Annotated in this window: 21 protein-coding genes; 9 read left to right on the forward strand and 12 right to left on the reverse strand. The window is 70.9% G+C overall.

What is annotated here, in order from left to right; all coding sequences use genetic code 11:
• Positions 1 to 58 precede the first annotated feature (58 nt).
• Positions 59 to 1,174, forward strand: a complete 1,116-nt coding sequence (locus ACIRQH_RS14465) for an ADP-ribosylglycohydrolase family protein (RefSeq protein ID WP_404225942.1) — start codon at positions 59 to 61, stop codon at positions 1,172 to 1,174.
• A 16-nt stretch (positions 1,175 to 1,190) separates the two neighbouring features.
• Here ACIRQH_RS14465 and ACIRQH_RS14470 read toward each other — a convergent pair whose 3' ends face one another.
• Both ACIRQH_RS14470 and ACIRQH_RS14475 read right to left on the reverse strand, forming a co-directional pair.
• The gene (locus ACIRQH_RS14470) at positions 1,191 to 2,768 is read right to left on the reverse strand and encodes a sodium:solute symporter family protein (protein ID WP_356166997.1); all 1,578 of its coding nucleotides are present in this window, start codon (positions 2,766 to 2,768) and stop codon (positions 1,191 to 1,193) included.
• A 382-nt stretch (positions 2,769 to 3,150) separates the two neighbouring features.
• Positions 3,151 to 3,936, reverse strand: coding sequence for an SDR family oxidoreductase (locus ACIRQH_RS14475; protein ID WP_355883460.1), 786 nt, complete (start codon positions 3,934 to 3,936; stop codon positions 3,151 to 3,153).
• 106 nt (positions 3,937 to 4,042) lie between these two features.
• Here ACIRQH_RS14475 and ACIRQH_RS14480 point away from each other — a divergent pair, with 106 nt between their 5' ends.
• Positions 4,043 to 4,882 (forward strand): hypothetical protein, encoded by an 840-nt coding sequence (locus ACIRQH_RS14480; protein WP_404225944.1) that lies wholly within the window; start codon positions 4,043 to 4,045, stop codon positions 4,880 to 4,882.
• 125 nt (positions 4,883 to 5,007) lie between these two features.
• On the opposite strand, the gene ACIRQH_RS14485 is transcribed toward ACIRQH_RS14480, so the two are convergent.
• From ACIRQH_RS14485 to ACIRQH_RS14500, 4 genes are all read right to left on the reverse strand, one after another.
• Positions 5,008 to 5,217, reverse strand: a complete 210-nt coding sequence (locus ACIRQH_RS14485; RefSeq protein WP_358817999.1) for a DUF397 domain-containing protein — start codon at positions 5,215 to 5,217, stop codon at positions 5,008 to 5,010.
• Positions 5,218 to 5,520: 303 nt separating this feature from the next.
• Complete coding sequence (locus ACIRQH_RS14490; RefSeq protein ID WP_355883467.1) at positions 5,521 to 6,378, reverse strand: helix-turn-helix transcriptional regulator; 858 nt, start codon at positions 6,376 to 6,378, stop codon at positions 5,521 to 5,523.
• Positions 6,379 to 6,791: 413 nt separating this feature from the next.
• On the reverse strand, positions 6,792 to 7,547 hold the full coding sequence (locus ACIRQH_RS14495; RefSeq protein ID WP_358818000.1) for a GPP34 family phosphoprotein: 756 nt from the start codon (positions 7,545 to 7,547) through the stop codon (positions 6,792 to 6,794).
• Between the two features lie 217 nt (positions 7,548 to 7,764).
• Complete coding sequence (locus tag ACIRQH_RS14500) at positions 7,765 to 7,977, reverse strand: hypothetical protein (RefSeq protein ID WP_388930695.1); 213 nt, start codon at positions 7,975 to 7,977, stop codon at positions 7,765 to 7,767.
• Here ACIRQH_RS14500 and ACIRQH_RS14505 point away from each other — a divergent pair.
• Both ACIRQH_RS14505 and ACIRQH_RS14510 read left to right on the forward strand, forming a co-directional pair.
• Positions 7,976 to 10,576, forward strand: coding sequence for a D-alanyl-D-alanine carboxypeptidase (locus ACIRQH_RS14505; RefSeq protein ID WP_404225947.1), 2,601 nt, complete (start codon positions 7,976 to 7,978; stop codon positions 10,574 to 10,576). The genes ACIRQH_RS14500 and ACIRQH_RS14505 overlap by 2 nt on opposite strands.
• A 203-nt stretch (positions 10,577 to 10,779) precedes the next feature.
• A complete protein-coding gene (locus ACIRQH_RS14510) occupies positions 10,780 to 12,645 on the forward strand; it encodes an MFS transporter (RefSeq protein ID WP_388872526.1) in 1,866 nt (621 codons plus the stop codon).
• Between the two features lie 20 nt (positions 12,646 to 12,665).
• Here ACIRQH_RS14510 and ACIRQH_RS14515 read toward each other — a convergent pair whose 3' ends face one another.
• The 4 genes from ACIRQH_RS14515 to ACIRQH_RS14530 all read right to left on the reverse strand — a co-directional run bounded on the left by ACIRQH_RS14515 (position 12,666) and on the right by ACIRQH_RS14530 (position 16,320).
• Positions 12,666 to 13,601 carry an alpha/beta hydrolase gene (locus ACIRQH_RS14515; protein WP_358818004.1) on the reverse strand — a complete coding sequence of 312 codons (936 nt, stop codon included), beginning with the start codon at positions 13,599 to 13,601 and terminating at the stop codon, positions 12,666 to 12,668.
• Positions 13,602 to 13,866: 265 nt separating this feature from the next.
• Entirely contained in the window at positions 13,867 to 14,733 is an 867-nt protein-coding gene (locus ACIRQH_RS14520; RefSeq protein ID WP_358818005.1) for a MerR family transcriptional regulator, read from the reverse strand.
• 66 nt (positions 14,734 to 14,799) lie between these two features.
• Positions 14,800 to 15,303 (reverse strand): glutathione peroxidase, encoded by a 504-nt coding sequence (locus tag ACIRQH_RS14525; RefSeq protein WP_358818006.1) that lies wholly within the window; start codon positions 15,301 to 15,303, stop codon positions 14,800 to 14,802.
• 9 nt (positions 15,304 to 15,312) lie between these two features.
• Entirely contained in the window at positions 15,313 to 16,320 is a 1,008-nt protein-coding gene (locus ACIRQH_RS14530) for a winged helix-turn-helix domain-containing protein (RefSeq protein ID WP_358818007.1), read from the reverse strand.
• Between the two features lie 108 nt (positions 16,321 to 16,428).
• Between ACIRQH_RS14530 and ACIRQH_RS14535 the strand changes: the two genes are divergently transcribed.
• Both ACIRQH_RS14535 and ACIRQH_RS14540 read left to right on the forward strand, forming a co-directional pair.
• A complete protein-coding gene (locus ACIRQH_RS14535; RefSeq protein WP_404225951.1) occupies positions 16,429 to 17,661 on the forward strand; it encodes an MFS transporter in 1,233 nt (410 codons plus the stop codon).
• A gap of 117 nt (positions 17,662 to 17,778) precedes the next feature.
• Positions 17,779 to 18,654, forward strand: coding sequence for a calcium-binding protein (locus tag ACIRQH_RS14540; protein WP_388930702.1), 876 nt, complete (start codon positions 17,779 to 17,781; stop codon positions 18,652 to 18,654).
• A 417-nt stretch (positions 18,655 to 19,071) separates the two neighbouring features.
• On the opposite strand, the gene ACIRQH_RS14545 is transcribed toward ACIRQH_RS14540, so the two are convergent.
• On the reverse strand, positions 19,072 to 21,105 hold the full coding sequence (locus ACIRQH_RS14545; RefSeq protein ID WP_358818013.1) for a cell wall-binding repeat-containing protein: 2,034 nt from the start codon (positions 21,103 to 21,105) through the stop codon (positions 19,072 to 19,074).
• 336 nt (positions 21,106 to 21,441) lie between these two features.
• Here ACIRQH_RS14545 and ACIRQH_RS14550 point away from each other — a divergent pair, with 336 nt between their 5' ends.
• Positions 21,442 to 22,128, forward strand: coding sequence for an enoyl-CoA hydratase/isomerase family protein (locus tag ACIRQH_RS14550; protein WP_404225954.1), 687 nt, complete (start codon positions 21,442 to 21,444; stop codon positions 22,126 to 22,128).
• Positions 22,129 to 22,264: 136 nt separating this feature from the next.
• Here the strand turns inward: ACIRQH_RS14550 and ACIRQH_RS14555 are convergent, their stop codons facing one another.
• Positions 22,265 to 22,462: a hypothetical protein gene (locus ACIRQH_RS14555; RefSeq protein ID WP_404225956.1), complete on the reverse strand. Its 198-nt coding sequence runs from the start codon at positions 22,460 to 22,462 to the stop codon at positions 22,265 to 22,267.
• Between the two features lie 405 nt (positions 22,463 to 22,867).
• On the opposite strand from ACIRQH_RS14555, the gene ACIRQH_RS14560 reads away from it, so the two are divergent.
• Both ACIRQH_RS14560 and ACIRQH_RS14565 read left to right on the forward strand, forming a co-directional pair.
• Positions 22,868 to 23,968, forward strand: coding sequence for a hypothetical protein (locus ACIRQH_RS14560; protein ID WP_404225958.1), 1,101 nt, complete (start codon positions 22,868 to 22,870; stop codon positions 23,966 to 23,968).
• A gap of 462 nt (positions 23,969 to 24,430) precedes the next feature.
• Positions 24,431 to 25,255, forward strand: coding sequence for a hypothetical protein (locus ACIRQH_RS14565; RefSeq protein ID WP_404225960.1), 825 nt, complete (start codon positions 24,431 to 24,433; stop codon positions 25,253 to 25,255).
• Positions 25,256 to 26,378: the final 1,123 nt, after the last annotated feature.

A 26,378-nucleotide genomic window follows, 5' to 3' on the forward strand; every position in this document is an offset into this window, starting at 1 on the left:
TCCCGTTCGATTACAGTGCTGAGCTGTCGGACGTAGGGACGGTGCCTGGGAGGTCTCGGTGGGTGCGACAGCCGGTGCCGTCTGGGGACGGGCGGAACAGCAGGACTTCCGCAGCCGCGTTCGCGGGACGCTGCTCGGCGCGGCCGTCGGTGACGCGCTGGGCGCCCCGGTCGACGCGCTCTCCCTGGAGGAGATCCGGGAGGCGCACGGCGCGGAGGGACTCCTCGACCTGACCTCGGCGTACGGCAGACGCGGGGCCGTCACCCACCTCACCCAGCTCACCCTGTTCAGCGTCGACGGTCTGATCCGCGCGCAGGTCCGCCGGGACACCGGCGCCTGGCACCCGCCGACCGACGTGCACCGCGCCTACCGCCGCTGGGCGGCCACCCAGAGCGACTGGGGGCCCGACGAGCGGCGCAAGGAGGACGGCTGGCTGGCCCGCGAGGAGTGGCTCTACGCCCGCCGCGATCCGGCCAGGTCCTGCCTGCTGGGCCTCGGCGACGAGATCATGGGCACGCTGGACGCGCCCAAGAACCCCGGCGAGGCCGGCCCCGAGGCCACCGCCCGCTCCGCGCCGTTCGGTCTGCTCGTCGGCTGGGAGCCGCAGCTCGTCATGCAGCTCGCCGTCGAGTGCGCCGCGCAGACCCACGGGCACCCCACGGCGTACCTGTCGGCGGGCGCGTACGCCGTCGTCGTGCACGCGCTGGCCCGCGGGGAGAGCCTCGACGCGGCCGTGCAGCAGGCCCTCGCGCTGCTCGCGGGCCGCCCGGGGCAGCAACAGGTCTCCGACGCCCTCCAGCACGCCCTGGGGGCCGTACGACAGGGCATGCCCTCGCCGGGCCGGGTCGAGGAACTCGCCGGGGACGGAACCGCGGAGGGGCTGCTCGCCGCCGCCGTGTACTGCGTGCTCGTCGGCGACGACGTCCGGCACGGGCTGTGCCTCGCCGTGAACCACGGCGGGCCCTCCGCGGCCACCGCCGCCCTCACCGGCGGCCTGCTGGGCGCCCTGCACGGCGAGACGGCCCTCCCGCCGGCCTGGCTGGCCGAACTGGAGGGCCGCCCCTCGCTGCTGGTCCTCGCGGACGACTTCGCCATGGAGATGACGCAGGGCCCCGCCCTGCACGGCCCCGCGGGCTCGTCCCCGGGCTGGCTCGCCCGGTACCCGCGGGGCTGAGCGGGCCGCGCCGGTCCTAGTCCTTCACCGGCGCCCCCACCACGTCGTCGGCCGCCCCGGCCGGAGCCGGAACCGTCGCCTCGGCGGACGAGGTCCCGTCGGGGTCCGTGTTGATCAACTCGATGATCGCGTCCCGCTCCGGGGTGTCCTCGGGCTTCACGAAGCCGATGACGATGTAGAGGACGAGGGAGATGACCATCGGGAGGGCGACCTGGTACTCCAGCTTCACGTCGGTGCGCTGGGAGAAGTCCAGGTTGTAGTTGACGAAGAAGAAGGCGAGCAGACCGCACGCCCAGCTCGTCAGCGCCGCTGTCGGGCCCGACTTACGGAACGGCCGGAGCAGCCCCAGGATGAACGGGATCGCGATCGGCCCCATCAGACCCGCCACCCACTTGATGACGACGGTGATGATGTCCTTGAACGTCGGGGAGTTGACCTGGGTGGCCACCGCCATGGAGAAGCCGAGGAAGGCGACCGTGGTGACACGGCCCGCGATCAGCCCCGTGCGGGTGTCCCAGGCGCGTGCCGCACGCGAGAACGCCGGCACCACGTCCCGCGTGAAGACGGCCGCGATGGCGTTCGCGTCCGAGGAGCACATGGCCATCGTGTGCGAGAAGAACCCGACGACGACCAGGCCCAACAGCCCGTGCGGCAGCAACTGGTCGGCCATCAGGCCGTACGCGTCCGAGCCGTCCGGCTTCTGCGCCGTCACCAGGAGCGGCGACAGCCACATCGGGATGAACAGGATGACCGGCCACACGAACCACAGTCCGGCGGACAGGAACGCGGACCGCGTGGCCTGCTTGGCGCTGCCGGTGGCCATGTAGCGCTGCGCCTGGTTCCACATGCCGCCGTTGTACTCGAACAGCTTGATGAACAGGTACGCGATGAAGAACACCGTCATGTACGGGCCCGCGAACCCGTCCGCGTGACCGTGCAGCTTCGGCGAGTCCAGCGCCTTGGACAGGCCGCCCTGGTCGGAGATCTTGTTCAGCGCGATGATCAGCATCGCGATACCGGCCATCAACTGGATGATGAACTGGCCGAGTTCGGTCAGCGCGTCGGCCCAGAGACCGCCGATGGTGCAGTACACCGCCGTGATGCCGCCGGTGATGAGGATGCCCTGGGTGAGCGTGACGCCGGTGAAGACGCTGAGCAGGGTGGCGATGGCCGCCCACTTCGCGCCGACGTCCACGATCTTGAGCAGGATGCCGGACCACGCCAGCGCCTGCTGGGTCTGCACGTTGTAGCGGTCCTTGAGGTACTCGAGCGGTGAGGCGACGTGCAGGCGTGAGCGCAGCCGGTTGAGCCGGGGCGCGAAGGCCTTGGCGCCGATGGCGACACCGATGGCGATGGGCAGTGCCCAGGTGACGTACGAGGTGATGCCGTAGGTGTACGCGATGCCGGCGTACCCGGTGAACATCACCGCGCTGTAGCCCGACATGTGGTGCGAGATGCCGGACAGCCACCACGGCATCTTGCCGCCCGCGGTGAAGAAGTCGCTGACGTCGTCCACGCGCTTGTGGGACCAGATGCCGATCGCGGTCATGACACCGAAATACGCGACCAGGACGGCCCAGTCGAGACCGTTCATGTGCCCCCTCCAGGGGTCCGCCTTGTGAACCTGCAGATACCGGACGGCACTTCGCCAGTACACATGGAGGTCCCTCCACGCCCGGGCGGAGCCGGGCGTTCGACGGAGGGGCGGGGCCCCGTGCGGGAGCGGGGACTTGGGGGATTGAACCGCTGGTCCGACCGGCCGGTCAAGACCTCGCGCGGTCACAGATATGAACGCAGATCAGAAAGCAGAACGATTTTGCCTCTACTTTACCCGTCTGGCTGTTGTCGTGCTCGTGACGTGGAACACACGATGAGCGGGCACTTCGCCAGACCCACAGAGCAACGACGCGTCGACAGCCGTACGGGATGCGGGTCCCGTGCGCGCCTGGGAGAGGGGGCCACTCGGGCCGTACTGCCTACCGCATCAGTTCGCCGGCGTTCACGAGCAGCGACTGCCCCGTGATCGCCCGCGCCCGGTCGCACGCCAGGAACACCGCGGCGTCCGCGACGTCCCCGTCCGTGGCCAGCTCCGGCAGCGCCATTCGTTCGGTGAGGCGGCGCAGCACGTCCGCCTCGGGGACCTGCTCCGTGTAGGCCGTGAACTGTACGTACGCCTCGACGGGCGGGCCCCACATCCAGCCGGGCAGCACGGTGTTGACCCGGATCCGGTGCGGGCCGAGCTCCCGGGCCATGGAGTACATCGCACTCGTCAGCGCGCCCTTGGAGGCCGCGTACGCCGCCTGCCGCACCTGGCTGGGCGCGGCGACGGACGACTGCGTGCCGATGACGACCACCGAACCGCCGCGCTCCTTCAGCGCGGGCAGGCAGGCGCGGGTCATCCGCAGCGTGCCGAGCAGGTTCACGTCGATGACCGACTGCCAGGTCGCGAAGTCCGCGTCCTCCAGGCCGCCGAAGTAGCTGTCCCAGGCCGCGACATGGACGACCGCGTCGATCCTGCCGAACCGCTCCACCGCGAGTGCGGCCAGCGCCTCGCACTGCCCCTCGTCGGTGATGTCCGTCGCCCGGTACGCCGTGTGCGCGCCCTCCGGGTCGAGTTCGGCCGCGGACTTCGCCAGGTTCGCCTCCGTGCGCGCGCCGAGCACCGCGTTCCCGCCGTCGCGCACCACGGCCGCCGCGACCTGGTGGCCGAGTCCCGCTCCGACGCCCGACACCACGACGGTCCTGCCGGTCAGCAGTGACATCCGGGGCCTCCCCGACTCTGGCAAATTGTCTGACGGAGCGTCAGAGTATGGGCGTCCGGCGGAGGAAGGAAGCCCCGCGCACGCTCCGCCGAGGAAGGGGACCGTCATGTCGGAGGAGACCCGCAGTGACACCTACGCGGAACTGGCCGCCCTCGGCCCGTACGGCGTCCGCCCGGGCCACGCCCTGATCACCCTGGTCGAACCGCACCCGGGCCACGAGTACGCCTACAACCGCTGGTACGAGGACGACCACTACTACGCGGGTGCGATGGCCATGCCCTGGATGTACGCCGGCCGCCGCTGGGTGGCGACCCGTGAGCTCCAACTGCTGCGCGGCCCCGAGAAGTCGGCGGTCGCGCAGCCGGTCACCGCCGGCTGCTACCTGTCCACGTACTGGGTCACCGACGGCCGCTACGACGACCACATGAAGTGGACCGTCGGCATCAACCGGCGGCTGAACCGGGACGGCCGCGTCTACCAGGACCGTACGCACGTCTTCACGGCCTTCCAGGACCACGAGGCCACCGTCTACCGGGACGGAGCCGCGGGCCCCCGGGACTTCCACGCCCTCGACCACCCCTACGCGGGGCTCGTGCTGGAGGTCGTCGACGCCGAGTCCGCCGAACAGCGCGCCGAAATGCTGGAGTGGCTGCGCTCCCGGCACCTGCCGAAGCGACTGGCCGGCTCGCCCGCCGCCCTGGTGACCGTCTTCCGGCCGACCCCGCTCCCCGGCGACCGGATGACGTACGTGAAGCAGGTGGAGGGCGTGGACACCCGGCTCACCCTGCTGTGGTTCCTGGAGGCGGACCCCCGGGACTGCTGGGAGGAGCACTTCACCGGCCTGGACGAGGCGGTGGCCGAATCCGGCCTGGGAAGGGTCGAGTTGCTCGCCCCGTTCATTCCCACGGTCCCAGGAACGGACCGCTTTGTGAACGAGCTCCGCTGAACAGACGGCGCCCTGGGGCGAACCGAGCCGAAAAGGAAAGAGAAGGGCCCCCTCGGCCAGGACGGCGGGCCGGTCGAGAGGGCTCTGTCGGTGGAACGTATGAAGTTGTGTCGGGTCATGTGGGGTCAGACGAGGTCGGAAGCTCCTCGGCCGACCTCGGCCACGAAGGTGTTCCACGCGTCCGCGGGAAAGGCCAGCGTGGGGCCGGCGGGAACCTTGGAGTCGCGCACGGCCATCGCCGTGAGAACCGGGGACTTGACCTCGACGCAGGCGCCGTTGCCGGTGGAGTAGGAAGACTTGGTCCACATGTCGGTGGCACCCTGCTGAATTGCCATGATCGCTCCAGAAAGCAGTCGTTCTTCGGTGAGTTGCCGCCTTCGACGCCATCGACGCGCTGTCACCGGGCTGCGGATCCGCTACGGAATCCGCAGCTCGGTTTGCGCCAACGTTGTTCATTCGGTGGCGTGATCGACGCTACTCGCCAACATCGGCTGGCGAAGCGACTATTCACTCGACTGGATGGCATATTCCAGTGGGGTCTTCCATGTTGAGGTGCCGAAGGTGTAGGGTCCGGCACCTTTTCCGCGAAGGGCCTTCACACGTCCCCTTCGGCCCGCCCCGGTTCGTCCCGGCACGCCTCAGCGCGCGTAGTCCTTCGCGAGGTCCGCGATGAACTGACGCGACTGCTCCACGTTCAGGGCCTGGGCCCGCAGGTGCTCGTACATCACGCTGTACTTCTGGACGTCGTTCGCCTTCTCCAGGTACAGGTCGCTCGTCACGCCCTCGATGTAGACGACGCTGGAGTCCGCCGCGTCGGGGAACTCCAGGATCGCGTACTGGCCGTTGAGGCCCGGGTGGGCACCCATCTCGAAGGGGATCACCTGCACGGTGACGTGCGGCAGTTGGGACTGCTCGACGAGGTACTCCAGCTGCTCGCGCATGAGGGAGCGGTTGCCGACGGCACGGCGCAGGGCGGCCTCGTCCAGCACGGTCCACAGGCGCAGCGGGTTGTCCGGGGCGGAGATTCGTTCCTGCCTCTTGAGGCGGACCTGGACGCGCTTGTCGATGTCGGCGGCCGCGGTCTCCGGCAGGGCTCCCGCGATCAGGGCCTCGGCGTAGGGCCGGGTCTGGAGCAGACCCGGGACGACCTGGGGGTCGTACACGCGCAGACTCGCCGCGTCGGTCTCCAGACCGATGTAGACGCTGTACGGGATGTCGCCGAAGGAGTGCCACCAGCCCTGCTGGCGCGAGTCCTTGGCCATCTGCATCAGCGAGTCGACGATCCGGTGGTCCTCGACCTCGTAGACCCCGCACAGATCGCGGACGTCCCGCTGGCTGATGCTGCGTCGCCCGTTCTCCAGGCGGCTGATCTTCGACTGCGAGACCAGCAGTCGCTCGGCGACCTCTTCGGCCGTCATGCCCTTGAGCTCGCGGAGCCGGCGCAGCTCCTGGCCCAGCCGGCGTCGCCGGACGGTGGGATTGACACTTGACGCCACGGGACGTGCACCTCCGGCTGCGGGGCTCTACTTTGCGTATCTGCTGTTGAGCAGATTGCCACCAAGGTGCTTTCTACCGCTGGGAAACAGCGGATATGCGCTGGGTACGCGCACATTCGGGGTTTCGGCGGGTATCCGCGTCCACGCGCGGGCCCTTGGACGTGACCGCCGGTGGCGACGCCCCGGTCCGGTGGCCGGTCACGGACCCCGGAGCCGACCGCCGGACCCGCCGTGGAATGCGGCCGCGCGGGGCGGCGGAACCGTGTCGTCGTCCGGACGTACGGTCCTGTCGCCCCGCGCGAGCCAGCGGCTCCCGAACCGGATCATGGGGACTGCGGTGCGGCGCTGATGTCCTGCGGCGGTGCTGGTACTGCGGGTGGTGCGAGTCGTGCGGTCTGCCGTGGGACTGCGGCTCAGTGGACCACGGCGCGCGCCATCGACCCGTGACGCGGTTGCATCGGAACACCGCGCGCGGTCTCCGGTGCGGACCTGACTCCGGCGGTGGCCGGACGGCCTGCCGGTGCCGGGCTGCGGCGTGGCTGTGCGGCCACACCGTTCTGAACGTCCATCACGGCGTGTGCCACGAGTCCGCCCATGGGGTCGTGCCTGATCAGGTCCCGCAGCCGGGAGCGGGACGAACGTCCCTCGTTACCCGGATACAGGTGCTTGCCGAGTCCGACCGCATGGGCCAGCGCGGCGAGCGCCGCGGTCCGCGGGTCCGGCGGGACGCCGGTGCGGATCGCGTTGTCCAGCCGGCCCCTGATCTCCCGGCTGATTTCCGTGTCCGTCGCTTGATAGCGAGTCGTCGGAAGCACCCCGCACATCTGGCCGGCCACGGCATGGACCATGCCGCACCTCTCCAGATGCGAGAGATAGGTCTGGCGCAACCCCAGCCGGGGCCCGCCAATCCAGTTGACCGCGCGTACGGGTGCTCCGCGTCGGCGAAGCAGTTCCAACGCACAGTCCAGTGTTGGATCTCCAGTCGGCCGTGGCACGACCACGGCGATACGATCCCCGTCTGGGGCTATCCGTCCGGCCAGCGCCAGCTCCACTAGCTGCGCTCCGGCCAGACCGAGGTCGAGCGACTGCGGCTGCGCGGTGGTACCCGTGGTCGGGTCCAACGCCAGCAACAGAAGCTCCTCCGGAATTGTTCTGCGGCTCCTGCCCATCCATGCCTCCCCGCGTGGATGAATGACAGGGTGACCCCTCTCACATTGGTCTGTCGAGGGTGCGTGACCGGAATGTAGTGGAACCAGTAAGTATGTCGTTCTCGTCTACCGCAGGGGTCAATCCCTCACACAGGACACTGGTACATGGTTCGGACAGCGATGTCCGGGCCGCGGGTAAAGGGTTTGACGGTTCGGTTCGGCGCGCGGAGGGCGTGCGTCACATGGAGGAGGCATCGGTGGCGGGCGAGTCCCCCGACAGGTCGAAGCAGAACGAGTCGTCGGCGTCGTCGGCAGAAGCGACGCCGGTGACCCCGGCGCCGGTTCCGGGTCCGGGGCGGTCGGGCGGTCCGTCGTCGACGGCGTCCCCGGCGTCGCCGGGGGCCACGGCATCGTCGTCGGCACAGGGCGCGGCTCCGGCCGATCCGCGCATGGCGATGGCCCGCGAACGGGCCGCCACGGTCCGGGTGGATCAGGCGACCGCGGTCTTCTCCACGAAGGCCCTGTCGGCGGACACCGTCCGTGCGACGGAGCCGACGGCATCGGCCACGGTGGAGTCCGCGGCCACCGCCATGGATGCCTCGCGCACCGCCGGGTCCGAGCCGGTCGCGGAGTCCGCGACGGGTACGGACGCCGCCGAGGGCGACACCCGGCTGCGTGCCGCGGTCGCCGCGTGGGTCTCGGGGTCGGGCGACGCCCCGGCTTCCCCGGGCGCGTCCGGGGCCGGTGACGGTGGCGCGGGCGGCACCGCCGTGGCGGACCGTACGGACCGCTCCGACGCCGCCACGGCGGCCGACGAGCCCGAGGCCGACGCCGAGGACTCCGCGGCCGCGGAGGGCGCCGACAGCGCCGAGACCGCGGCCGAGGCCGGCTCCGGGAAGGTCTCCGGCCCGTCCGGCGCGTCCGGCGCGGTGTCCGAGCCGGACGCCACGACCGACACGACGGCCGACGCCGTACCCGCCCCCGACGAGCAGCGCACGGACCCGGAGCCGGACACCGCCACCGGCGAGACGTCCGGCACGGACGAGCCCGAGCCCGGCACCGACGCCGAGCGCGTGAAGGCCGCCACCCCGGACACGGCACCCGCCTCCGCACCGTCCGAGCCCGCGGACGCCGAACCCGGGTCCGCCGTCTCCGACGCCGAACCCGAGGACGCGAAGCCCGCATCCGCGGACGCCGAGGACGCGAAGCCCGCATCCGTGGACGCCGAGCCCGAGGACGGCTCCGGGGCCGCGTCCGTACGGGATGCGGCCCCCGCGCCCGAGGACACGCCCGAGGACGCCCCTGTGGCCGCCCCCGGCACCGCCGACGCGGCCCCGGGCACGGACGCGGCCGGTGACGCCACCCACGACGGCGACACCGCCCCGCAGCCCCCCGTCGACGCGGCCCCCGCCGACGAGTCACGCGTCGACCAGCCGACCGCCGTCTTCAAGGCGCCGCGGCCGGCCGTGGACCAGCCCACGACGATGCTCAAGCTGGGCGACGCCGCCCGGCGCCCGGCCGCCAGGAAGGCCGACGAGAAGGCCGCCGCCGACAAGCCCGCAGAGGAACCGGCGGCCAAGCCCGTCGGCGCCGCCGAGCGCACCAGCCGGTTCGTCGCCCTCAAGTCGCTCGATGAGGCCGCCGCCCCGGCGCGCCCGAAGCCGCCGGCCGCCCCGGCGGGTGCCGACAAGCCGGCCTCGGCCACCGCGGTCGTCCCGCAGGTCGGCCCCGAGCGCACCACCCAGCAGCCGCTTCCGCCGAAGCCCCCGCTGGACCTGCTCGCCGAGCTGACCAACACCCCGCCGCCCCCGCAGACGCCGGTCCGCACGATCGTGCGGCGGGTCAAGATCTGGACGCCACTGGTCCTGCTGCTCGTGGTGATCTTTGCGGTCGCACAGGCCTTCCGTCCGCTGCCGACGCCGGGCCTCGCGCTCACCGCCGACGAGACGTACACCTTCGACGGCGGCACCCTCGACCTGCCCTGGCCCGGCCAGGGCCAGTCCGCGATCGAGGTCGACGGCGTCGGCAGCCTCGGCACCGACGGCAAGCAGACCCCCGCTCCCGTGGCGAGCGTCGCCAAGATCATGACGGCGTACGTGATCCTCCAGGAGCACCCGCTGAAGGGGAACGAGGACGGCGAGAAGATCACCGTCGACCAGCAGGCGGAGGACGAGTCGAAGCTGCCCGACGAGTCGACGGCCGCGATGTCGAAGGGCCAGCAGTTCACCGAGCGCCAGATGCTCCAGATGCTGATGATCCCCTCCGGCAACAACGTGGCGCGGCTGCTGGCCCGCTGGGACTCCGACAGCAAGAGCTTCGTCGCCAAGATGAACGCCGCGGCCGAGGACCTCGGCATGAAGAACTCGACGTACACGGACCCGAGCGGCCTGCAGAAGACCACGGTCAGCACGGCCGTCGACCAGATCAAGCTGGCCAGGAAGGTCATGCAGAACGACGTGTTCCGCAGCGTCGTCGGGATGGCCAAGGCGGACATCCCCGGGCTGGACAACACGATCTACAACAACAACGACCTGCTGGTGCAGCAGGTCGGCGTGATCGGCCTGAAGACCGGCTCCTCGACGCCGGCCGGCGGCAACCTGGTGTGGGCCGCGACGAAGAACATCAACGGCAAGACGCAGACGATCTACGGCGCGGTGATGAACCAGAACGCCGGCACCGGCAAGGTCTGGGACAGCCTGCACCTGGCGCTCGCCAACAGCCAGAAGCTGATCGACAAGGTCCAGAAGAGCCTGACCACCGCCACCGTGGTGAAGAAGGGCCAGGTCGTCGGCTACGTGGACGACCAGCTCGACGGCCGGACCCCGGTCGTCGCCACGAAGAACATGACGGCGGTCGGCTGGCCCGGTCTCAAGACCCACCTGTCGATCGGCGCGGGCGACACCGCGGTCCCGCACACCGGCAAGGCCGGCACGATCGTCGGTCAGCTGACGGTCGGCGACGGATCGAGCCGCTCCGTCAAGATTCCCGTCGCGCTGGGGTCGGACCTCGCCGAGCCCGGTCTCGGTGCGAAGCTGACCCGCGTGGGCTGAGCGGACAAGGGTCGCCGACGACGTATCCACGGACGTATCGGTGACATACGCCGGGGAGCGGCACCCGCGCCGCGGTCCCTCGGACAGCGCCCCACCCGGGCGCTGTCCGACGGAGTGCGTGCTAGCGTCGCGACAATCGGGGCTGCTCGCGAGCCGCGGGTCCCGGCCCAGAACGGACAACGGGACACGGGGAGAACCTTGCAGTGGCGACAGCGGAGCCGACCCACGCCGACGACGCCGATCCGGGCCCTGGAACGGACCCGCGAATACCTCTGCGCGGCCGTGCCCCCGAGCCGCTCGACGGCGCGGACGACCCCGCGCAGCCCGGCGCCGCCGCAGGGGTAGCGCCGTCCGGCACCGCTCGGCCCAACCTCTTCCGCCGCCATCCCGTCCTGCTCTCCACGGTCCTCGCCGGCGTGCTGCACGTCGTGTGGTTCTTCACGTTCGCGAACAGTGGCGGTGACCTGGCGGCACAGGACGCGTGGGCGGAGTTCGTCGGCCGGCACCCGGACTCGGCGTACAACCTCGCCTGGTACGGCGGGATGCACCCGGTGTCGTACAGCGTGGTGTCGCCGTACCTGATGTCGGTGCTCGGCGTCCGGACGACGATGATGATCGCCGGGACCCTCTCGGCCGGGCTGCTGACGATGATCCTGATCCGCAGCCGCGTGGTCCGGAACCCGACGGTCCCGGCGCTCGCCGGTGTCTTCGCGCTGCTCTGCAACGCCGCTTCGGGCCGGGTGACGTACGGCCTCGGCACGGTCTTCGCGCTCGCCGCCGTCGCCGTCGTCTTCTGCTGGCCCTATCGCTGGCGCTACAAGCGCTGGGCGAAGGCGCTGTGCGCGGCGCCGCTCGCCGCGCTCGCGACGGCCGCCTCGCCGGTGGCCGGACTGTTCGTGGGCCTGATCGCGGTCGCCCTGTTCCTCCAGAAGCGCCGCCCGGGCGCCTACGCCCTCGGGATCGCCCCCGCGATCGTCGTCGCCGTCTCGGCGTGGCTGTTCCCCTTCTCCGGCACCCAGCCGATGGCCGTCTGGTCGGTCATCCTGCCGTTCCTGTACGCGGTCCTGGTCTTCTTCCTGGTCCCCAAGGAGTGGAAGACGGTCCGGATCACGTCGGCGGTGTCCGGCCTCGCGGTGCTCCTCGTCTGGCTGATCAGCTCGCAGATCGGGTCGAACATCACGCGTCTGTCGATGCTGTTCGGCGGTGTCGCGCTGATCGCGGCGCTGCCCTTCGCCGTCCCGAAGTCGCGCAAGTGGTACGCCATCGTCATCGCGTTCGTCGGCTTCAACGCGTGGGTCGGCATCAAGTCGGTGGACGACGTCGTGCACACCACCCCGGCGGCCTCCTGGGCGCGTGAGCTGGCTCCGCTGGTCAACCAGCTCCAGGTGGTGAACGCCGAGAAGGGCCGCGTCGAGGTGGTCCCGGCCCGCTCGCACCGCGAGGCGTCCGCCCTCGCCCCGTACGTGAACCTGGCCCGCGGCTGGAACCGTCAGGCCGACATGGAGCGCAACCCGCTCTTCTACGACGACACGCTCAACTCGGCGAACTACCACGAGTGGCTGCAGCGCTGGGCCGTCCACTACGTCGTGCTGCCCAAGGGCGAACCGGACGGCGACGGCGGCGAACGCGAGCGCCAGCTGGTGCAGCGCGGCATGCCCTACCTCCGTCAGGTGTGGGGCGACGCCAACTGGCAGCTGTTCACCGTCACCGACCCGGCCCCGCTCGCCGAGCCGCACGCCGTCGTCGACCGGGCCGAGCAGGGCGAGCTGACCATCGAGGTGAAGAAGGCGGGCCGCATCCTCATCCGCATCCCGTACTCGCCGTGGCTGAGCATCGTCGACGCGGACGGCAAGAGCCTGAAGCCGCCGCAGGAGACGAAGGCGTCGAAGGAGCGCGCGGAGGGCACCGCGAAGACGTACGACAACCTCAACGGCTGTCTGATGCCGACGGAGGAGACCGCGGCGGGCGACAAGTGGACGGAGCTGCTGGCCCCGAAGCCCGGCACCTACCGGCTCGCGGCGCCGTACCAGCTCCCCCGGGGCACCCCGTGCCCGGAGGAGCTGCGCTAGATCCGCCGGAGGGCCGGCCGTCAGTTCCGCTCGAAGGGGCCGCAGTACGTCAGGCCCGCGTCCTCCAGCGGCTCGTCGCGGAAGAACCGGACGAGCAGGTCGCAGAAGTCCTGCGGCCGCTGGAGGTGGGCCAGGTGCCCGCACTCCGCGATCGTCGTGAAGCGTGCGCCCGGCAGGTCCGCCGCCACCGCGCGGACCATGTCGGGCGTCGTGAGCGTGTCGTGCTCGCCGGTGAACGCGAGGTACGGCACGGCGGGCACGGGCGCCCGCCGGTACCACTCGTGGGCCAGCAGCCGCCGGTTCCGCTCGACCGTCACCGCCACGTCGCGCGGGGTCTGCGCCGCGAACTGCTGGTACATCAGGCGCGCCAGCGCCGTGTGCTTGCGCACGGTGAGGTCGCCCGGCGGCGGCACGAAGCACCGGACGAACTCCTCCGCGGTCTCCTCGACGCGCCCCTCCTCCAGCATCCGCACCCAGCCCACGAGCGCCCTCGCGAACCAGCCCGGGACGTGGTCGGACATGCCCTGCACGGCGATCCGCCGCAGGTGTTCCGGGTGGCGCTGGGCCAGCCGCAGGCCGACCGCCCCGCCGTAGCAGCCGGCGTACAGGTTCACCGGGCCGAGCCGCAGCTCGCGCAGCATGTGTGCCGCGCACTCGGCGAGGAAGTCGATGCCGTGCTCGGCGGGCAGGAAGTCCGCGTCCCCGAAGCCGGGCAGGTCCACCGTGACGACGGTCCCCAGCCCACCGAGCCACCGCTCGTGACGCACCCACGAGTAGCGCGTCTGGTCCGAGCCGCCGAGCACGAGGAGCGGCTCCGTGACCGGGGCGCCGCGCCGGGCGATCCGGGCGGTGTACGCGTACCCCTCCCACGAGAGCGGGCGCTCCTCGACTTCCGTGGTCGCCCCGCCTCCCGGTGCCTGGGAGGGGACGTGGACCGAGGAAGCGACAGAAGGCACAAGGAACTCCCGGGAGGGACGAGATCACCGAAACTCCCACTGGTACACGGCTCCCGGGAGCCGTGCCCGCTCCGTCACACGATGGTGGACCCAGCTTCACCCGAAGGTGGGCGCGGCGCACCGGCCGCGCGCCCCCTCCGTCCCGTCGCGCCGCCCGGGCAGCGCCGCCGGCCCCTGACGCCACGGGTCTCCGGCAGGGGCCCCGGCTCCACGGACCCCTGCCTCGCCCGTCCCCGGCCTCACCGACCGGCGACCCGGCGGCCGGTCACCTCACCGGGAACGCCACGTCGCACACCGGGTCCCCGGGGCCGGCCGCGTCCCAGTCGGCGAAGTAGATCTCCCGGCACGGGCCGTCGACGGACAGCCCCTGCCCGGCGACCCAGTGCTCGACGGCCTCGAAGGCGGCGAGGATCTGCGGGTGGGCGACCTGGGCCTTGGTGATCCGGACGAAGGCGACGCGCCGCGCGGGCTCCACCCGGACCCGCGCCCCGGTCGCCCGGCCGTGCCGCTCCGCCCAGGCCCGTGCGGCGGTCTCGTCGGCGACGGGCACGCAGGACTCGGCGGGCCCGTCGCTCTCCACGCTCACCTCCGCGTGGTACACGACGAAGGGCGGCCCGGTGATCCCGCCGGCCTCCCCGGCCCCCTGCTCCAGCCGGCCCAGCGAGCCGGGGATCCACACCGGCAGCTCGGGCGCGAGAACGTGCCGCGTCTCGCTCAGCACGACCTGCTCGGGCACCTCTGCGGTCTCGACGACGAACTTCTCGTACATCTCGGAACTCCTCCCGGAAAGACGTCCACGGAGGTACCCGGCGAGGGCCCGCTGCGAGGCGAACCGTGCCTCGGCGCCGTCCCAGTACGCGGCGAGCAGCGCGGCCGCGTCGGACTCCCGTGCCTCCACCACCTCCGCGACGCGCGCCAGCGGCATGTCCAGCTGGCGCAGCAGCGCGACGAGCCGGGCCCGTTCGGTCTGCCCGGCGCGGTAGTAGCGGTAGCCGCTGACCTCGTCGACGTACGCCGGGGGCAGCAGCCCGAGGCGGTCGTAGAGGCGCAGCGCCTTGGCCGACAGCCGCGCCCGCGAGGCGAACGCGCCGATGGTGAGCAGGTCCTTGTCCACCCGGTCATCCTCCGTCACCGGGCGAGGGCCGCCCGGTGACGAGGACGCTGCCCCTTGCCCCAGGGGCAAGGTCAACGAAAGGGTTCAGCCGATGGCCTTCTCGACCGCGGAGACCAGCTCGGCGGACTCGGGCTCGGTCTGCGGGGAGAAGCGGCCGACGACGGTGCCGTCCCGCCCGATCAGGAACTTCTCGAAGTTCCAGCGGATGTCGCCGGTGTGCCCCTCGGCGTCGGCCGTGCCCACCAGACGCTCGTACAGGCCGTGCCGCTCGTCGCCGTTCACCTCGACCTTCTCGGTCATCGGGAAGGTCACACCGTAGGTGGCGGAGCAGAACTCGGCGATCTCCTCGGAGCTGCCGGGCTCCTGGCCCATGAACTGGTTGCAGGGCACGCCGAGGACGGTGAAGCCCTGCTCGGCGTAGCGCGCGTGCAGCTGCTCCAGACCCGCGTACTGCGGGGTCAGCCCGCACTTGGAGGCCACGTTCACGACGAGGACGGCCTTGCCCGCGTACTGGGACAGGTCGGCGGAACCCCCCTGGAGGGCGCCGATCTCGATGTCGAGCACAGAGTCAGAGTGGTCAGTAGTCATAAGCGGATGCTAACTCCGGTGGACGACCGGACCGTCGGCCCCGTCCTCCCGCCCCTCGCGCTGGGCCGTGACGAGCACCTCGCCGGCGGCAGTCCGCGAGTACAGCACCGACCGGCCCGCCCGCCGGCGCTGTACGAGCCGGGCGTCCAGCAGCACCCGCAGATGCCGGCCCACCGATCCGAGCCGCTGCCCGGTCACGGCGACGAGCTGGCTGGTGGAGAGCGGTGAGTCGAGCAGGACGAGGACATGGGCGCGGGCGCTCCCCAGCAGGGCCCCGAGACTCTCCGGAACCGCCGCCGTCCGTACGTCGGCCAGGGCCCCGGTGCACGGGTAGACCACGGCGTAGCGCCGGGTGTCCTCCCAGGACACCCACCCGGCCGTCGGTGTGACCGGCACGAAGACCAGCTGGGCGCCGGAGATCTCGCGCGGCGGGTACTCCTGCAGGTTGACCTGGAGGCGGTTGTCGCCGAGCCAGCGGGTCCCCGGCCGCAGCCCGTCCAGGGCCGCAGCCCAGCCGCCCTGGCCCAACTGCGCGGTCCGCGCGACCACATCGGCCTCCAGGACGCGCCGCCGCCGCTCCCAGTCGGGGCGTACGGACTCCTCCCAGAGGGCGGTGAGCAGTGCGGCGGCGCGCTCGGGCAGGTCGTCGCGGTCCGCGAGTACGGGGGGCAGCGGGCCGCCCGTGGAGCGGACGAGGTGGGCGCGGGCCGCCTCGGCCGGTGCCTCCCGCACCCGGGCGATCTCGGTCTCGAAGGTCTCGTCGCCGTAGGGCGTCGGGGTGAGGAAGTCGGCGATCCAGCCGCGCCCGAGCCCTGAGCGCACGAGCCGCCCGGTGACGGGGTCGGCGGCCAGCCGCCTGCGGTACGAGGGCAGGTGGACGTCCAGCCAGGCCTGTTCACCGGGGTGCGTGGCGACGCCCGCGTGCAGCAGCTTCAGACAGGCGAACGTCTCGGCGAGCGGCGACAGCACGAAGCGGCTTCCGGCGAGGGTGTCGGCGTTGACCTGCCACCAGCCCATACGGATGCCCCTTCCTCGGTGCTCCGCTCCTCCACCCGGGACGGGCGGCACGTTTCGCGGGTGCGCGAAACAATATCGGGCGTCCCGTCCGGGCCGGAGACTCCCCGCATGCGCAGCTACTCCGAGCTCTTCCGCACGCGGGAGTTCACCCCGCTGTTCCTGTCCGCCTGCCTCAGAACCGCCGCCTCGACCGTGAGCGGCCTCGCCCTCGCCACCCTGGTGTACCGGGCCACACGGTCCCCGCTGCTCACCGCGCTCAGCATGTTCGGTCCCGCGCTGGCCCAGGTGGTCGGCGCGACGACCATGCTGTCGGCCGCCGACCGGCTGCCGCCCCGGGCGACGGTGTCCGGTATCGCGTTCCTCTTCGGGCTCGGCACGGTCGTCATGGCGATCCCCGGCCTCCCGGTCCGGGTGATCTTCGCCCTCCTGCTGCTCCTCGGCCTCATCCAGTCCTTCGGCGGCGGCGTCCAGTGGGGGCTGCTGAACGAGATCCTCGCCAAGGAGGGCTATCTGCTGGGGCGTTCGGTCTTCAACATGATGAGCGGCCTCGCACAGATCACCGGATACGCGACCGGCGGCGTCCTGGTGGCGCTGCTCTCCCCGCGCGTCACGCTCCTCCTGGCCGCCGGGCTCTATCTGGCATCGGCCCTGACCGCCCGCCTCGGCCTGACACCCCGGGCCCCTCGCGCCGCGGGCCGCCCGTCGATCGCCCGGACCTGGCGGACGAACGCCCGCCTCTTCTCCTCACCGGAACGCCGCACCCTCTATCTCCTCCTCTGGGTGCCCAACGGCCTGGTCGTCGGCTGCGAGTCGCTGTACGTGTCGTACGCGCCGAACCGGGCCGGCGTGCTGTTCGCCTTCGCGGCGTTCGGCATGTTCCTCGGGGACGTGACGACCGGCCGCCTCCTGACACCCCGGGTGCGGGCCCGCCTGGGCATCCCGTTCCTGCTGCTCCTCGCCGCGCCGTACCTGCTCTTCGTGCTCCGGCCGGGAATCGGGGTGGCCGCCGCCTGCGTGACCGTCGCCTCGGTCGGCTTCGGGTCGAGCCTGATCCAGCAGGAACGACTGGTCGCCCTGATCCCCGACGACCTCAGCGGTCACGCCCTGGGCCTCCACACGGCGGGCATGCTCACCCTGCAGGGCGTGAGCGCGGCGCTCGCCGGAGGCGTGGCCCAACTCGCCTCGCCCGCAACGGCGATGACCGTCATGGCGGCGGCGTCGATCGCGGTGACGCTGACCCTGGCACCGTCGCTGCGCCGGGGGAGGGAGGCGTCCCCGGACCGCCAACACCGGGAGGAGTCCGCGCCAAACGGAAGCCAATCGCAGGTGAACTCTCCCTGAAGAGGCCGGTTTCGGGGGGTCCGCGTCACAACCGCCCCGCCCTTCCCCCGGTCGAACGGGGTGCCGGGACGCGCGTATCCGAGCGCAAGCGATCCGGGGCCTCACCGAGGGAGAACCATGTTCAGTCGTCCCACCGCCGCCCTGCCGAGGGCGCTCGCGCTCGCCGCGGCGACCGTCGCCGTGTCCGCGGCGGTCGCGGTCCCCCCGGCCGGCGCCGCGACCGCGCAGGGCGCCACCGCGGTCTCCACCGGCCAGAAGCTCTTCTACACGGCGGCCGCCGGGCAGACGAACCACCTCACGATCGACTGGGCGCTCGGCCCGACCGACCCGGACTCCCAACTGGCCGACTACATCTACACGTTCGACGACACCGTGGCGATCGCACCCGGCGCCGGCTGCGTCCGCCCGGACGCGCGGGACACCACGAAGGTCGTCTGCACGGTCACCGAACCCAACACCTCGGCGTCCGACCTCGACACCCTGATCGTCGATCTCGGCGACGGCGACGACACCGCGCGCGTCGACCCCGACAACAGCGGCTACTCCCGCGTCCACGGCGGCCCGGGCGACGACACCCTCACCGGCCACGGCAGCGACGTCCTCTACGGCGACGACGGCGACGACCACCTGTCCGGAGGCGGCGGCGTCTACAGCGACGGCGCGCTCGGCGGCGCCGGTGACGACACCCTCACCGCCTGCGGCTACACCTGCCACGGCGGCCCCGGCGACGACCTCCTCATCGGCGGCCTCAGCGCCTCGGACGAGGAGTACCCCGACTACGGCAACGCCCTCTACGGCGACGACGGCAACGACATCGTCTACGGCAACGAGGGCGACGACACCATCGAGGGAGGCCGCGGCAACGACCGCCTCTACGGCGGCCCCGGCGCCGACACGATCCACGGCAACACCGGCGACGACCTCCTCCACGGCGGCCCGGGAGCGGACAGGCTGTCGGGAGGCGCGGGGGTGAACCGGGTGTACCAGGACTGAGGGTCCGCACCGGTCCCGGACGGGCGGTGGACAGCCCCTGTTTCTGGGGGCTGCCCCCCGCCTGACCTGGGCCGTAGGATCCACAAGCAGGTCGCCTGCCACTGGAAGGACGGCAGCACGAACCTCGCCGACCGCGCCCCCGACAACTCGGCCCAGCACAACGTCCAGGCGGTGATCCGCTCGGTCGACGGCTACCCCACCGCGAACTGGTTCGCGTGCGTGGCCCCGGCGTCCACGACGTACAAGTCGGCGGAGGTGACGAAGTAGCGGGCGTACGGAGGCGAGAGGATCCGAAGACCCCCGGCCGCCACGAGCCGAGCGATCAGCACGGCTGCCTGCCCGGTGTCGCTCGTGTCCCTCCGTACGAAACGGTCGGCCCCGGGTGCACGGTGCACCCGGGGCCGACCGGCGTTCGCGCTACTTGCTGTGCGTGGTCCGCACCGACGCCAGGTCCGGCCGCGGTGCCGCCGGCACGTCCCGCGCCGGACCGGTCACGCCGCCGGCGTCCCCGGCGAGCGGCGCGGAGAGCGCCGCCTTCTGCGACGCGGCCTCGACTCCCTTGTAGTACGGGTAGTACGACACGTTCGAGGTGCCCGCGCTGATCGCCGAGCCCGCCGCCGTCAGCTCGGACGACGAGATGGACGTCGTCCCGCCGAACGCGAAGACGGCGCCCACGCCCGAGGCCTGCTGGCGCAGGTAGGTCGCGTCCGTCTCCGTCAGGGTCGTGTCGTCGGACCACAGGATCGGGCCGTACCAGAGCATGCCCGCGCCCGCGGAGACGCCACCGCGCCAGCTGTCCGTCCACGCCAGGCCCACCTGGGACGGCGCCGACCACCAGAACCGGGCGAGGGCGACCGAGGTGCCGTCGTGCCCGCTGCCGCTGACCGGGTAGTACGTCCAGGTGTCGGGCCAGTTGGAGAAGTAGGTGTGCGTGAGCGCGTAGCTCGCCGAGGCGCCGACGGGGACGACCATCGTCTCGTCGGGGTCGAGCGAGTTCAGGTACGACTTCACGGACGAAGTCAGCGTGTTGCCGTCGTTGAGGACGACCGTGCCCTTGCCCCCGTAGCCGAGCGACCCGGCGGCGGCGGAGGCCGCGAGCGCCGAGTGGTAGTCCGTCCCGGTGGCCACGAACACGTAGTCCGGCGAACCGGTCACGGCCTTGGCGACGGCCACGGACGTCGAGTAGCGGGAGGTGCCCGCCAGCCGCTTCGGGGTGAAGCCGAGCGAGCTGACCTTGCTGGAGACCGCGCTGGAGAGGATGTCGGTGCCGCCGACGAGATAGACGGTGGCACCCCGCTTCAGCGTCCGCTTCAGCTCCGCCTGCGCCGCCGACGACAGCGAGGACTTCGACGTGACCAGCACCGGGCCCTGCTTCTGACCGCCGAGCGACTGCGCGGTCAGCGCGTAGGACGGGCTGTCCTGGTTGATGAGGACGGCCGACTTGGCGTCGACCAGACCCGGCTCGCTCTGGCCGAGCGTGTTCCAGGTCCAGCGCGACGCGGCCATGTTGGTGCCCGCCGAGTCGGCGCCCCAGATTCGGCCGGTGTTCTGGTTGCGCAGCGGCTGCCAGGCGACGTCGACGGTCGACGAGGTGTGGGGCGGCAGCGGCAGCGTGGAGACCGAGCTGTCCGCGAGGTTCAGGACACGGGTCGACGAGACGTCGTCGTCACCGGTGTTGAACGCGATCTTCGTGCCGGTCGGCGCCCACTCCGGAGTGGTGGCGTGCGCCCCGGTGGTGAGCTGCTGCTCTCCCGTGCCGTCCACGTTGATCACGAACAGTTCGCCGACCGAGTCCACCGTGCGGACGAAGGCGACGCGCGTGCCGTCGGGCGAGATCGCCGGGTGCGAGCCGTTGTCCGCCAGCTTGGTGAAGCCCTGGGTGTCGGCGTCGAACAGCCAGATCGCCGAGCCGGTCGGGCTCCCGCAGGTGTCTCCCGTACGGACGAAGGCGATCAGCATGTTGACCGACCCGCTCGGCTGACGGTCGCAGCCGTCCTCCGCCGTGGAGAACAGCGGCTGGGCGTAGCGGGAACCGTCGGAGTCGGCCCAGCGGAGCCGGCCGCTCGCCGAGTAGACGATGATCCCGCCGCCGCCGACGAACGTGGGGTCGCTCACGCTGCCCACGGAGCTGCTCTTCTCCTGGATCTTCACCAGGGTGGAGCCGGTGTACCGGCGGGTCTCGACGCGGCCGTCGCGGACGTACGCGATCCGGCTGCCGTCGGGCGACCAGGCAGGCTGCGAGGCCTGGTCGGCGATGGTGGTGTACGTGCTGCTGCCCGGCTTCACGACCTGCAGGCTCTGCTCGGCCCCGTTGCGGAACGCGAGCATCCCGTCCTTCGCGGTCCATGTCACCGGACCGGAGGCCGCCGCGCCCGGAGCGACGGCCATACCCGCCGCCACGGCCACCGCGGTGCCCAGCGCCGCGAGCACGCGGCGTCTGTGAATCTTCATGTGCCCCCACAAGAGTGATCAAAGGTCTGTCGTTCGTCTCCCCGACGCGGAACGGAAACCTCACGTTCCTTGACGACAGTTGGATCACCGTAGCGGTGGAGGCGGCCCTAGGGGAACAGAGTTCCCACAGGAAACATGGCAGGTACAACCGGGACGGCGCCGGGAGAGCACCGGCTTCCGCCCTCCTGCCGGACCACCGGCGGCGCATCGGCCCTGCGACCGGCAACGTCCTGTACGCCACCTTCGACGCGCCGCCGATGAACCTCATCGGCCCCGAGCTGGTGCGGGACCTGGTCGCCCTGATTCGAGGAACTGTCGTACCCGACCGCACCACGCGTGGTGGTCTTCGACAGCGCGGACGCCGACTTCTTCCTCCCGCACGTCGACATGACGAAAGTTCCCGAGTACACCGCCGAGGCGGCGAAGGCGGGAGGCCCCGGTGACGCCTCCCTGGGCATGCTGTTCCGCAAGCTGAGCCTGCTCCCGGTCGTCACCATCGCCAAGCTGCGCGGCCGTGCGCGGGGAGCGGGCAGCGAGTTCCTCCTCGCTTGCGACCTGCGCTTCGCCTCACGGGAGAAGGCCGTTCTGGGACAGATCGAAGTGGGGGTCGGAGCACCGCCCGGGGCGGGCGCGATCCAGCACCTCACCCGTCTGCTGGGCAGGGGCCGTGCACTCGAAGTCGTCCTGACGTCATCGGACTTCGACGCCGACCTCGCCGAACGCTACGGATGGGTCAACCGTGCCGTCCCGGACGACGAGCTGGACGAGTTCGTGGCGGGTGTCGCGGCACGCATGGGCGGATTCCCCCGCGACGCGTTGATCGCCGCCAAGGCGGCCATCAACGACATCAGCCTTCCGGCACCCGCCGAAGTACGCGCCGACGCGGCGCTGTTCCGGCAACTCGTCCGAAGCGGGAAAGCGCAACAGCGCACGGCCGAGCTGTTCGACGAGGGCTTCCAGACCCGCGGGGGCACCGAACTCGACTTGGGCGACGCGCTGGGGCGGCTGAGGGTGGTGGACTGACGACGCATCGTCGTGTCGCCGGTGAAGCTGCGACACCGCATGGAGGAGCGAGGGTGGGGGGTCCGACAGGCCAACGGGCGAACTCGCGACCTGGCGACGTGACCTGGGGTGTTCGCGTTTGCCGGTGTGAGCACCGTCAGCGCGGAGCTGAGGTCTCGACAGTCTGCCCGGAGCGCTCGGCGACTCCGTTCCGTCTGCGCCGCCGCAGTGGTGCTGTCATCCACACGGTGAGTCCGACAAGCAACAAGATGAGTGTCCCGCCGACGGCAATGGGGATGGCCGCCATGAGGAAGAAGTCGAGCAGCAGCTCCCCCCACGTCGGTTCCTCAACCATCGTGCTCCCGCCCTGTGTCATGAACGCCATGACGCAGACGGGGAGCGATCAGTTCCGTCATCCGGAAGGGGGCGCCGCGCCGGACGTCCGGGTGGAGTGCGTCCTCGGGCCAGCTCGATCACGCCGGGCCGGTGCGTACCGTCGGCGGCCCACCCGGCCCACACCCTGCCGGATGTGATGGTGCGCCCTGCCCTGCCGGTGCCTGCCGTTCACGGTGACTCCCCGCTCGTTCCGGCACGGTTGTGGCACGGATACCCTCCGCTCCAACCCCGGGCCGATCCACTGGTGTTGAGTATTTCTCCGATGGGCGCCGGGGCGGGGTCGACGGGATGCCGGGCCTGGCGGTCCTCGTCCCCGTCTCGTACGATCCCGCTTCAGGCGGGGGTCAAGATGGGGGTGTGGCCAGTGCGCCGCTTTGCGGTTGCTGTGCTCGGCACGGTCCTGGCGCTGACCGTCGGCGGTTGTGCGACGCCCGACGGCGGGACGCACGCGACAGGTAGGAGCCCGCGTCCGAGCGGGACGGCCGGCTCCGGGCCGTGGCGGCTGGTGGGCCGCACCGGCAACCCCGGGACCCTGAAGAGCGTGGTGGCCACCGGAGCGCACGACGCCTGGGCGGTGGGAGACGAGGGCACCGCGCCGGTCGTCATGCGGTGGAGTGGCGGGACGTGGGCCAAGGTCGAGGTACCCGAGCGGCTCGGCCTGGAAAGCCTGCGCGTCGTGAGAGCCTCGGGGCCGGACGACGTGTGGGTCTTCGGAACCGCGCAGCCGACCGGTGACGGCCGGGCCCAGGAGGCCCATGCGGCGCGGTGGAACGGCAGTCGGTGGACACTCGCCTGGCGCGAGCCCAACTCCGTGGTGGACGCGGCAACCGTCGCGGGGCCGGGTGACGTGTGGGTGGCGGGGCGGCGGCTGGGCGGTAACGGCACATGCCGTTCGTTCCTCCGGCACCGTGCCGCCGCGGGCTGGTCGGCCGTCGCCCTGCCATCGACGGTGTGCGTGCGTGCCCTCCATGCGCTGTCGCCTCGGGACGTCTGGGCCGTCGGCGAGGATCGGGGCAAACCGGTAACCCTGCACTGGGACGGCGGGAGTTGGCGCACGGTGCCGCTGCCGCCCGCGGTCGCGGGGTCGGGCGGAGAGCTGGACGGGCTCGCCGCACAGTCACCGACGCAGGTCTGGGCGGTCGGCCGCGCGGGTCGAACAGGGGGCGTGGCCGGGCCTGTCGCGGTGCGCTGGGACGGGCACAGGTGGGTGAGTGTGGCCGGCTCCGGCGTCGGCGAGGAGTTCACCCATCCCGCCGTCGACGGGCATGGCGGGATCTTTGCCGCCGCATCCACCGCGCGGGTCCTCCACTACGACGGCCGGAACTGGACGAGCGAACACGTCGCCTCCGAAGACACGATCAACGGTCTCGCTGTCATCCCCGGCACATCCCACGTCCTGGCCGTGGGCGTCTGCTGCGACGCCGACGACGAGGACACCACTGGCAAGATCTGGATGCGTCGCTGACGATCCGATCCGCTCCCATAGGCCATCCGCCACGATCCACGGCGAAAGCCCCCATGCCCGGACAACGCTGCGCCCCGACGCGGACACGGTCACCAGGACCGATCCACCTCATGTCTTAGCCGTTGTGATAGCCCGCCGGGTCGCGACGGGGGCGCCGGCCGTTTTGCGCCACGGTGACTTGAAATCGTCTATCTTTTAGCGTTCGTCCGGTGGATTGAGCAAGTGAACCTCTGCGATTGCTCAAATATGTTGATCACTCCGTCAAGATCGATAGTGTTCATTTCGCTACACCGAACATGACGCTGCATTGCAAGCAATGCACATGGGGGAAATCACATTAAGCTCAAGAATTCGGCCCATGCCGCGCTGCTGACCACAGCGCTGATAGCCGGAACTGCGGTACCGGCCTTCGCCGCCGATGGCGGGCCCGCCGCCAATATTGCGGCCCAGGCCGTGGCCACAGTGCAGAACGCCACCGGCACCACGGACGTTGCCTCCGGCAGCACCACGGGCGCGGTCATGTCAACGGATCGCGGGCTCGTCACCGTGACCACCCCCACCAGCGCCGAGGGGCGGGTGATCGTGGCGGCTTCCGACGGCTCCAGAGTGACGATGTCCCTGCCCGCAGCCATCGACGCCGCAGGTACCACCTCAGCGGCTGGCACGACCGTCTATCCCAACGCGGCCGCGCACACCGACCTCGCCACACAGGCCACCGTCGATGGCGGCGCCCGCGCCCTGGTCACCCTCAAGAACGCCGCCGCTCCCACCACTCGGCGCTTCGGCCTCGGCCTGCCCGACGGCGCCACCCTGGTCGCCGATGGAGCCGGCGGCTACGACATCGTCGCTTCGGCGAACGGCGCAGGCGCTGTCACCCGCGGTCACGTAGACGCCCCCTGGGCAAAGGACGTGAACGGCAACTCCGTCCCCACGAGCTACAGCCTTGACGGCAACACCCTCGTCCAGACCATCGAGACCGGCCCCGACACCGCCTACCCCGTGGTCGCCGACCCCCACTACACCTGGGGCATCATCACCGGCACCGTGTACTTCAACAAGAAGGAAACCAAGCTCCTCGCCCTCGGTGGAACTGTCGTGTCCTGGATACCGCACCCGGCTGCGGTCGTCGGGGGCCGAAGCCTCGCGGCAATCGCGGGGGGCGCGGTTGCGGCCGATAAATGCGTCAAGATAAAGGTCAACCCCGGGCTGACAGTCCTTTCGCCGGCGGCAGCGGTTGCCGGAAGTGGCTATTACAGCGGTAAGAGCGGCGACGGATACTGCAAGTAATCGGATACTGCAAGTAAACAGACCGCCAGCCGATCGATCCCGAAGAGGGAGTACGGCTGACCGTGGTGGCCGGATAGACACATCTCGGCTTCCAATTTTGAAAGGTTGCGGAATGGATGCTCTAACCGTTCTGGCGTCGGCCGCTTTCGGCTCCACCGTGTATCTCACGACTTTCTCGGCTGTGAGATGGCTGAACCGGCTGGCCTCTCGCACTAAGGTCGTGGGCCTAGTGGTGATCGGCGTAGCTCTGTGCGCAGTTATCGGAGTAATCGCGTACGCGAGCCAGAGCGTCGCCGTCGGATTTATCGTGGGTGCCGGCATTACACCGCCCGTACACCGGTGGATCCTGAAGCGACGCAGGCACGTCGCCCGTTCCTGACCCTTCGGTGAACTCGAACCCCGTGGAACCCGATACCTGTTCTGCCCACGGAGGTTGGGTGCGGTGACAGTGGTCACCGTCTGGGGACCTTGAACGAGTGAGGGCCTTCCGGGTTCGGTGTGGATTGCGACGTCAGACTGTAATAACGAGCTGGTGCGTGATAGCGGGTGAGGCGTGGTTCCCCTGGTTGCGGCCGATTCTCAGGCGTCAATAGTGCGGTCGGAGACGAGACTTGCGCTGGCCTGGTAGGTGGCGTCGTAGGGCGGGGAGCCACCAAACGGTGACCACAGCCCGTGCCGTGTCCAACTTTGAGGTCTGGCTTCGTCCTTATCGGGTCGATCACAGGACGCGCTCGTCAGTGTCAGACGCTGATGTCAGCGGCGTTCCTCGCGTGGCCACGGGACCCGGACGTGCAGGGGGCGCGTCAGTTCTCAGCCATCGGATGGCGTGCCCCCTGCATGGGGCTACTGCGTGTTCTAACGGGCTGTGAGCGGTTCATGCTGCCCGGTAGTCTCGCTCCGTTTGAATGGCAACGACTGGGGGCGTTCGCAAGATGGCGAAGCCGGTACGTGCGGCACTGGGCGAAATGTGGATCACTTGCCAGATTTGCGAGGGAGATCTCTTTCGGGTGCGGAATGTCATGCTGAACAGTTCCAGCATGGAGTTCCTCAAGTTGGCTTGGGCCGACGAGAGCGCAACGGGCCTTATCTGCTGGAAGTGTGGGTATGTCCAACTCTTCGTCAA

Origin of the sequence: Streptomyces sp. NPDC102279 (assembly GCF_044766365.1) — a bacterium.
In the GTDB taxonomy this organism is placed as follows: domain Bacteria; phylum Actinomycetota; class Actinomycetes; order Streptomycetales; family Streptomycetaceae; genus Streptomyces.

Bases quoted from the DNA above. Each gene is read 5' to 3' on its own strand.
- ACIRQH_RS14480 (WP_404225944.1), top strand. From the start codon at position 4,043: ATGTCGGAGGAGACCCGCAGTGACACCTACGCGGAACTGGCCGCCCTC.
- ACIRQH_RS14535 (WP_404225951.1), top strand. From the start codon at position 16,429: ATGCGCAGCTACTCCGAGCTCTTCCGCACGCGGGAGTTCACCCCGCTG.
- ACIRQH_RS14500 (WP_388930695.1), bottom strand. From the start codon at position 7,977: ATGCGCGGATCGGCCGGAGCCGCGCCCTGTGCCGACGACGATGCCGTG.
- ACIRQH_RS14525 (WP_358818006.1), bottom strand. From the start codon at position 15,303: ATGACTACTGACCACTCTGACTCTGTGCTCGACATCGAGATCGGCGCC.
- ACIRQH_RS14475 (WP_355883460.1), bottom strand. From the start codon at position 3,936: ATGTCACTGCTGACCGGCAGGACCGTCGTGGTGTCGGGCGTCGGAGCG.
- ACIRQH_RS14470 (WP_356166997.1), bottom strand. From the start codon at position 2,768: ATGAACGGTCTCGACTGGGCCGTCCTGGTCGCGTATTTCGGTGTCATG.
- ACIRQH_RS14485 (WP_358817999.1), bottom strand. From the start codon at position 5,217: ATGGCAATTCAGCAGGGTGCCACCGACATGTGGACCAAGTCTTCCTAC.
- ACIRQH_RS14530 (WP_358818007.1), bottom strand. From the start codon at position 16,320: ATGGGCTGGTGGCAGGTCAACGCCGACACCCTCGCCGGAAGCCGCTTC.
- ACIRQH_RS14545 (WP_358818013.1), bottom strand. From the start codon at position 21,105: ATGAAGATTCACAGACGCCGCGTGCTCGCGGCGCTGGGCACCGCGGTG.
- ACIRQH_RS14540 (WP_388930702.1), top strand. From the start codon at position 17,779: ATGTTCAGTCGTCCCACCGCCGCCCTGCCGAGGGCGCTCGCGCTCGCC.
- ACIRQH_RS14555 (WP_404225956.1), bottom strand. From the start codon at position 22,462: ATGGTTGAGGAACCGACGTGGGGGGAGCTGCTGCTCGACTTCTTCCTC.
- ACIRQH_RS14495 (WP_358818000.1), bottom strand. From the start codon at position 7,547: ATGGGCAGGAGCCGCAGAACAATTCCGGAGGAGCTTCTGTTGCTGGCG.
- ACIRQH_RS14505 (WP_404225947.1), top strand. From the start codon at position 7,976: ATGGCGATGGCCCGCGAACGGGCCGCCACGGTCCGGGTGGATCAGGCG.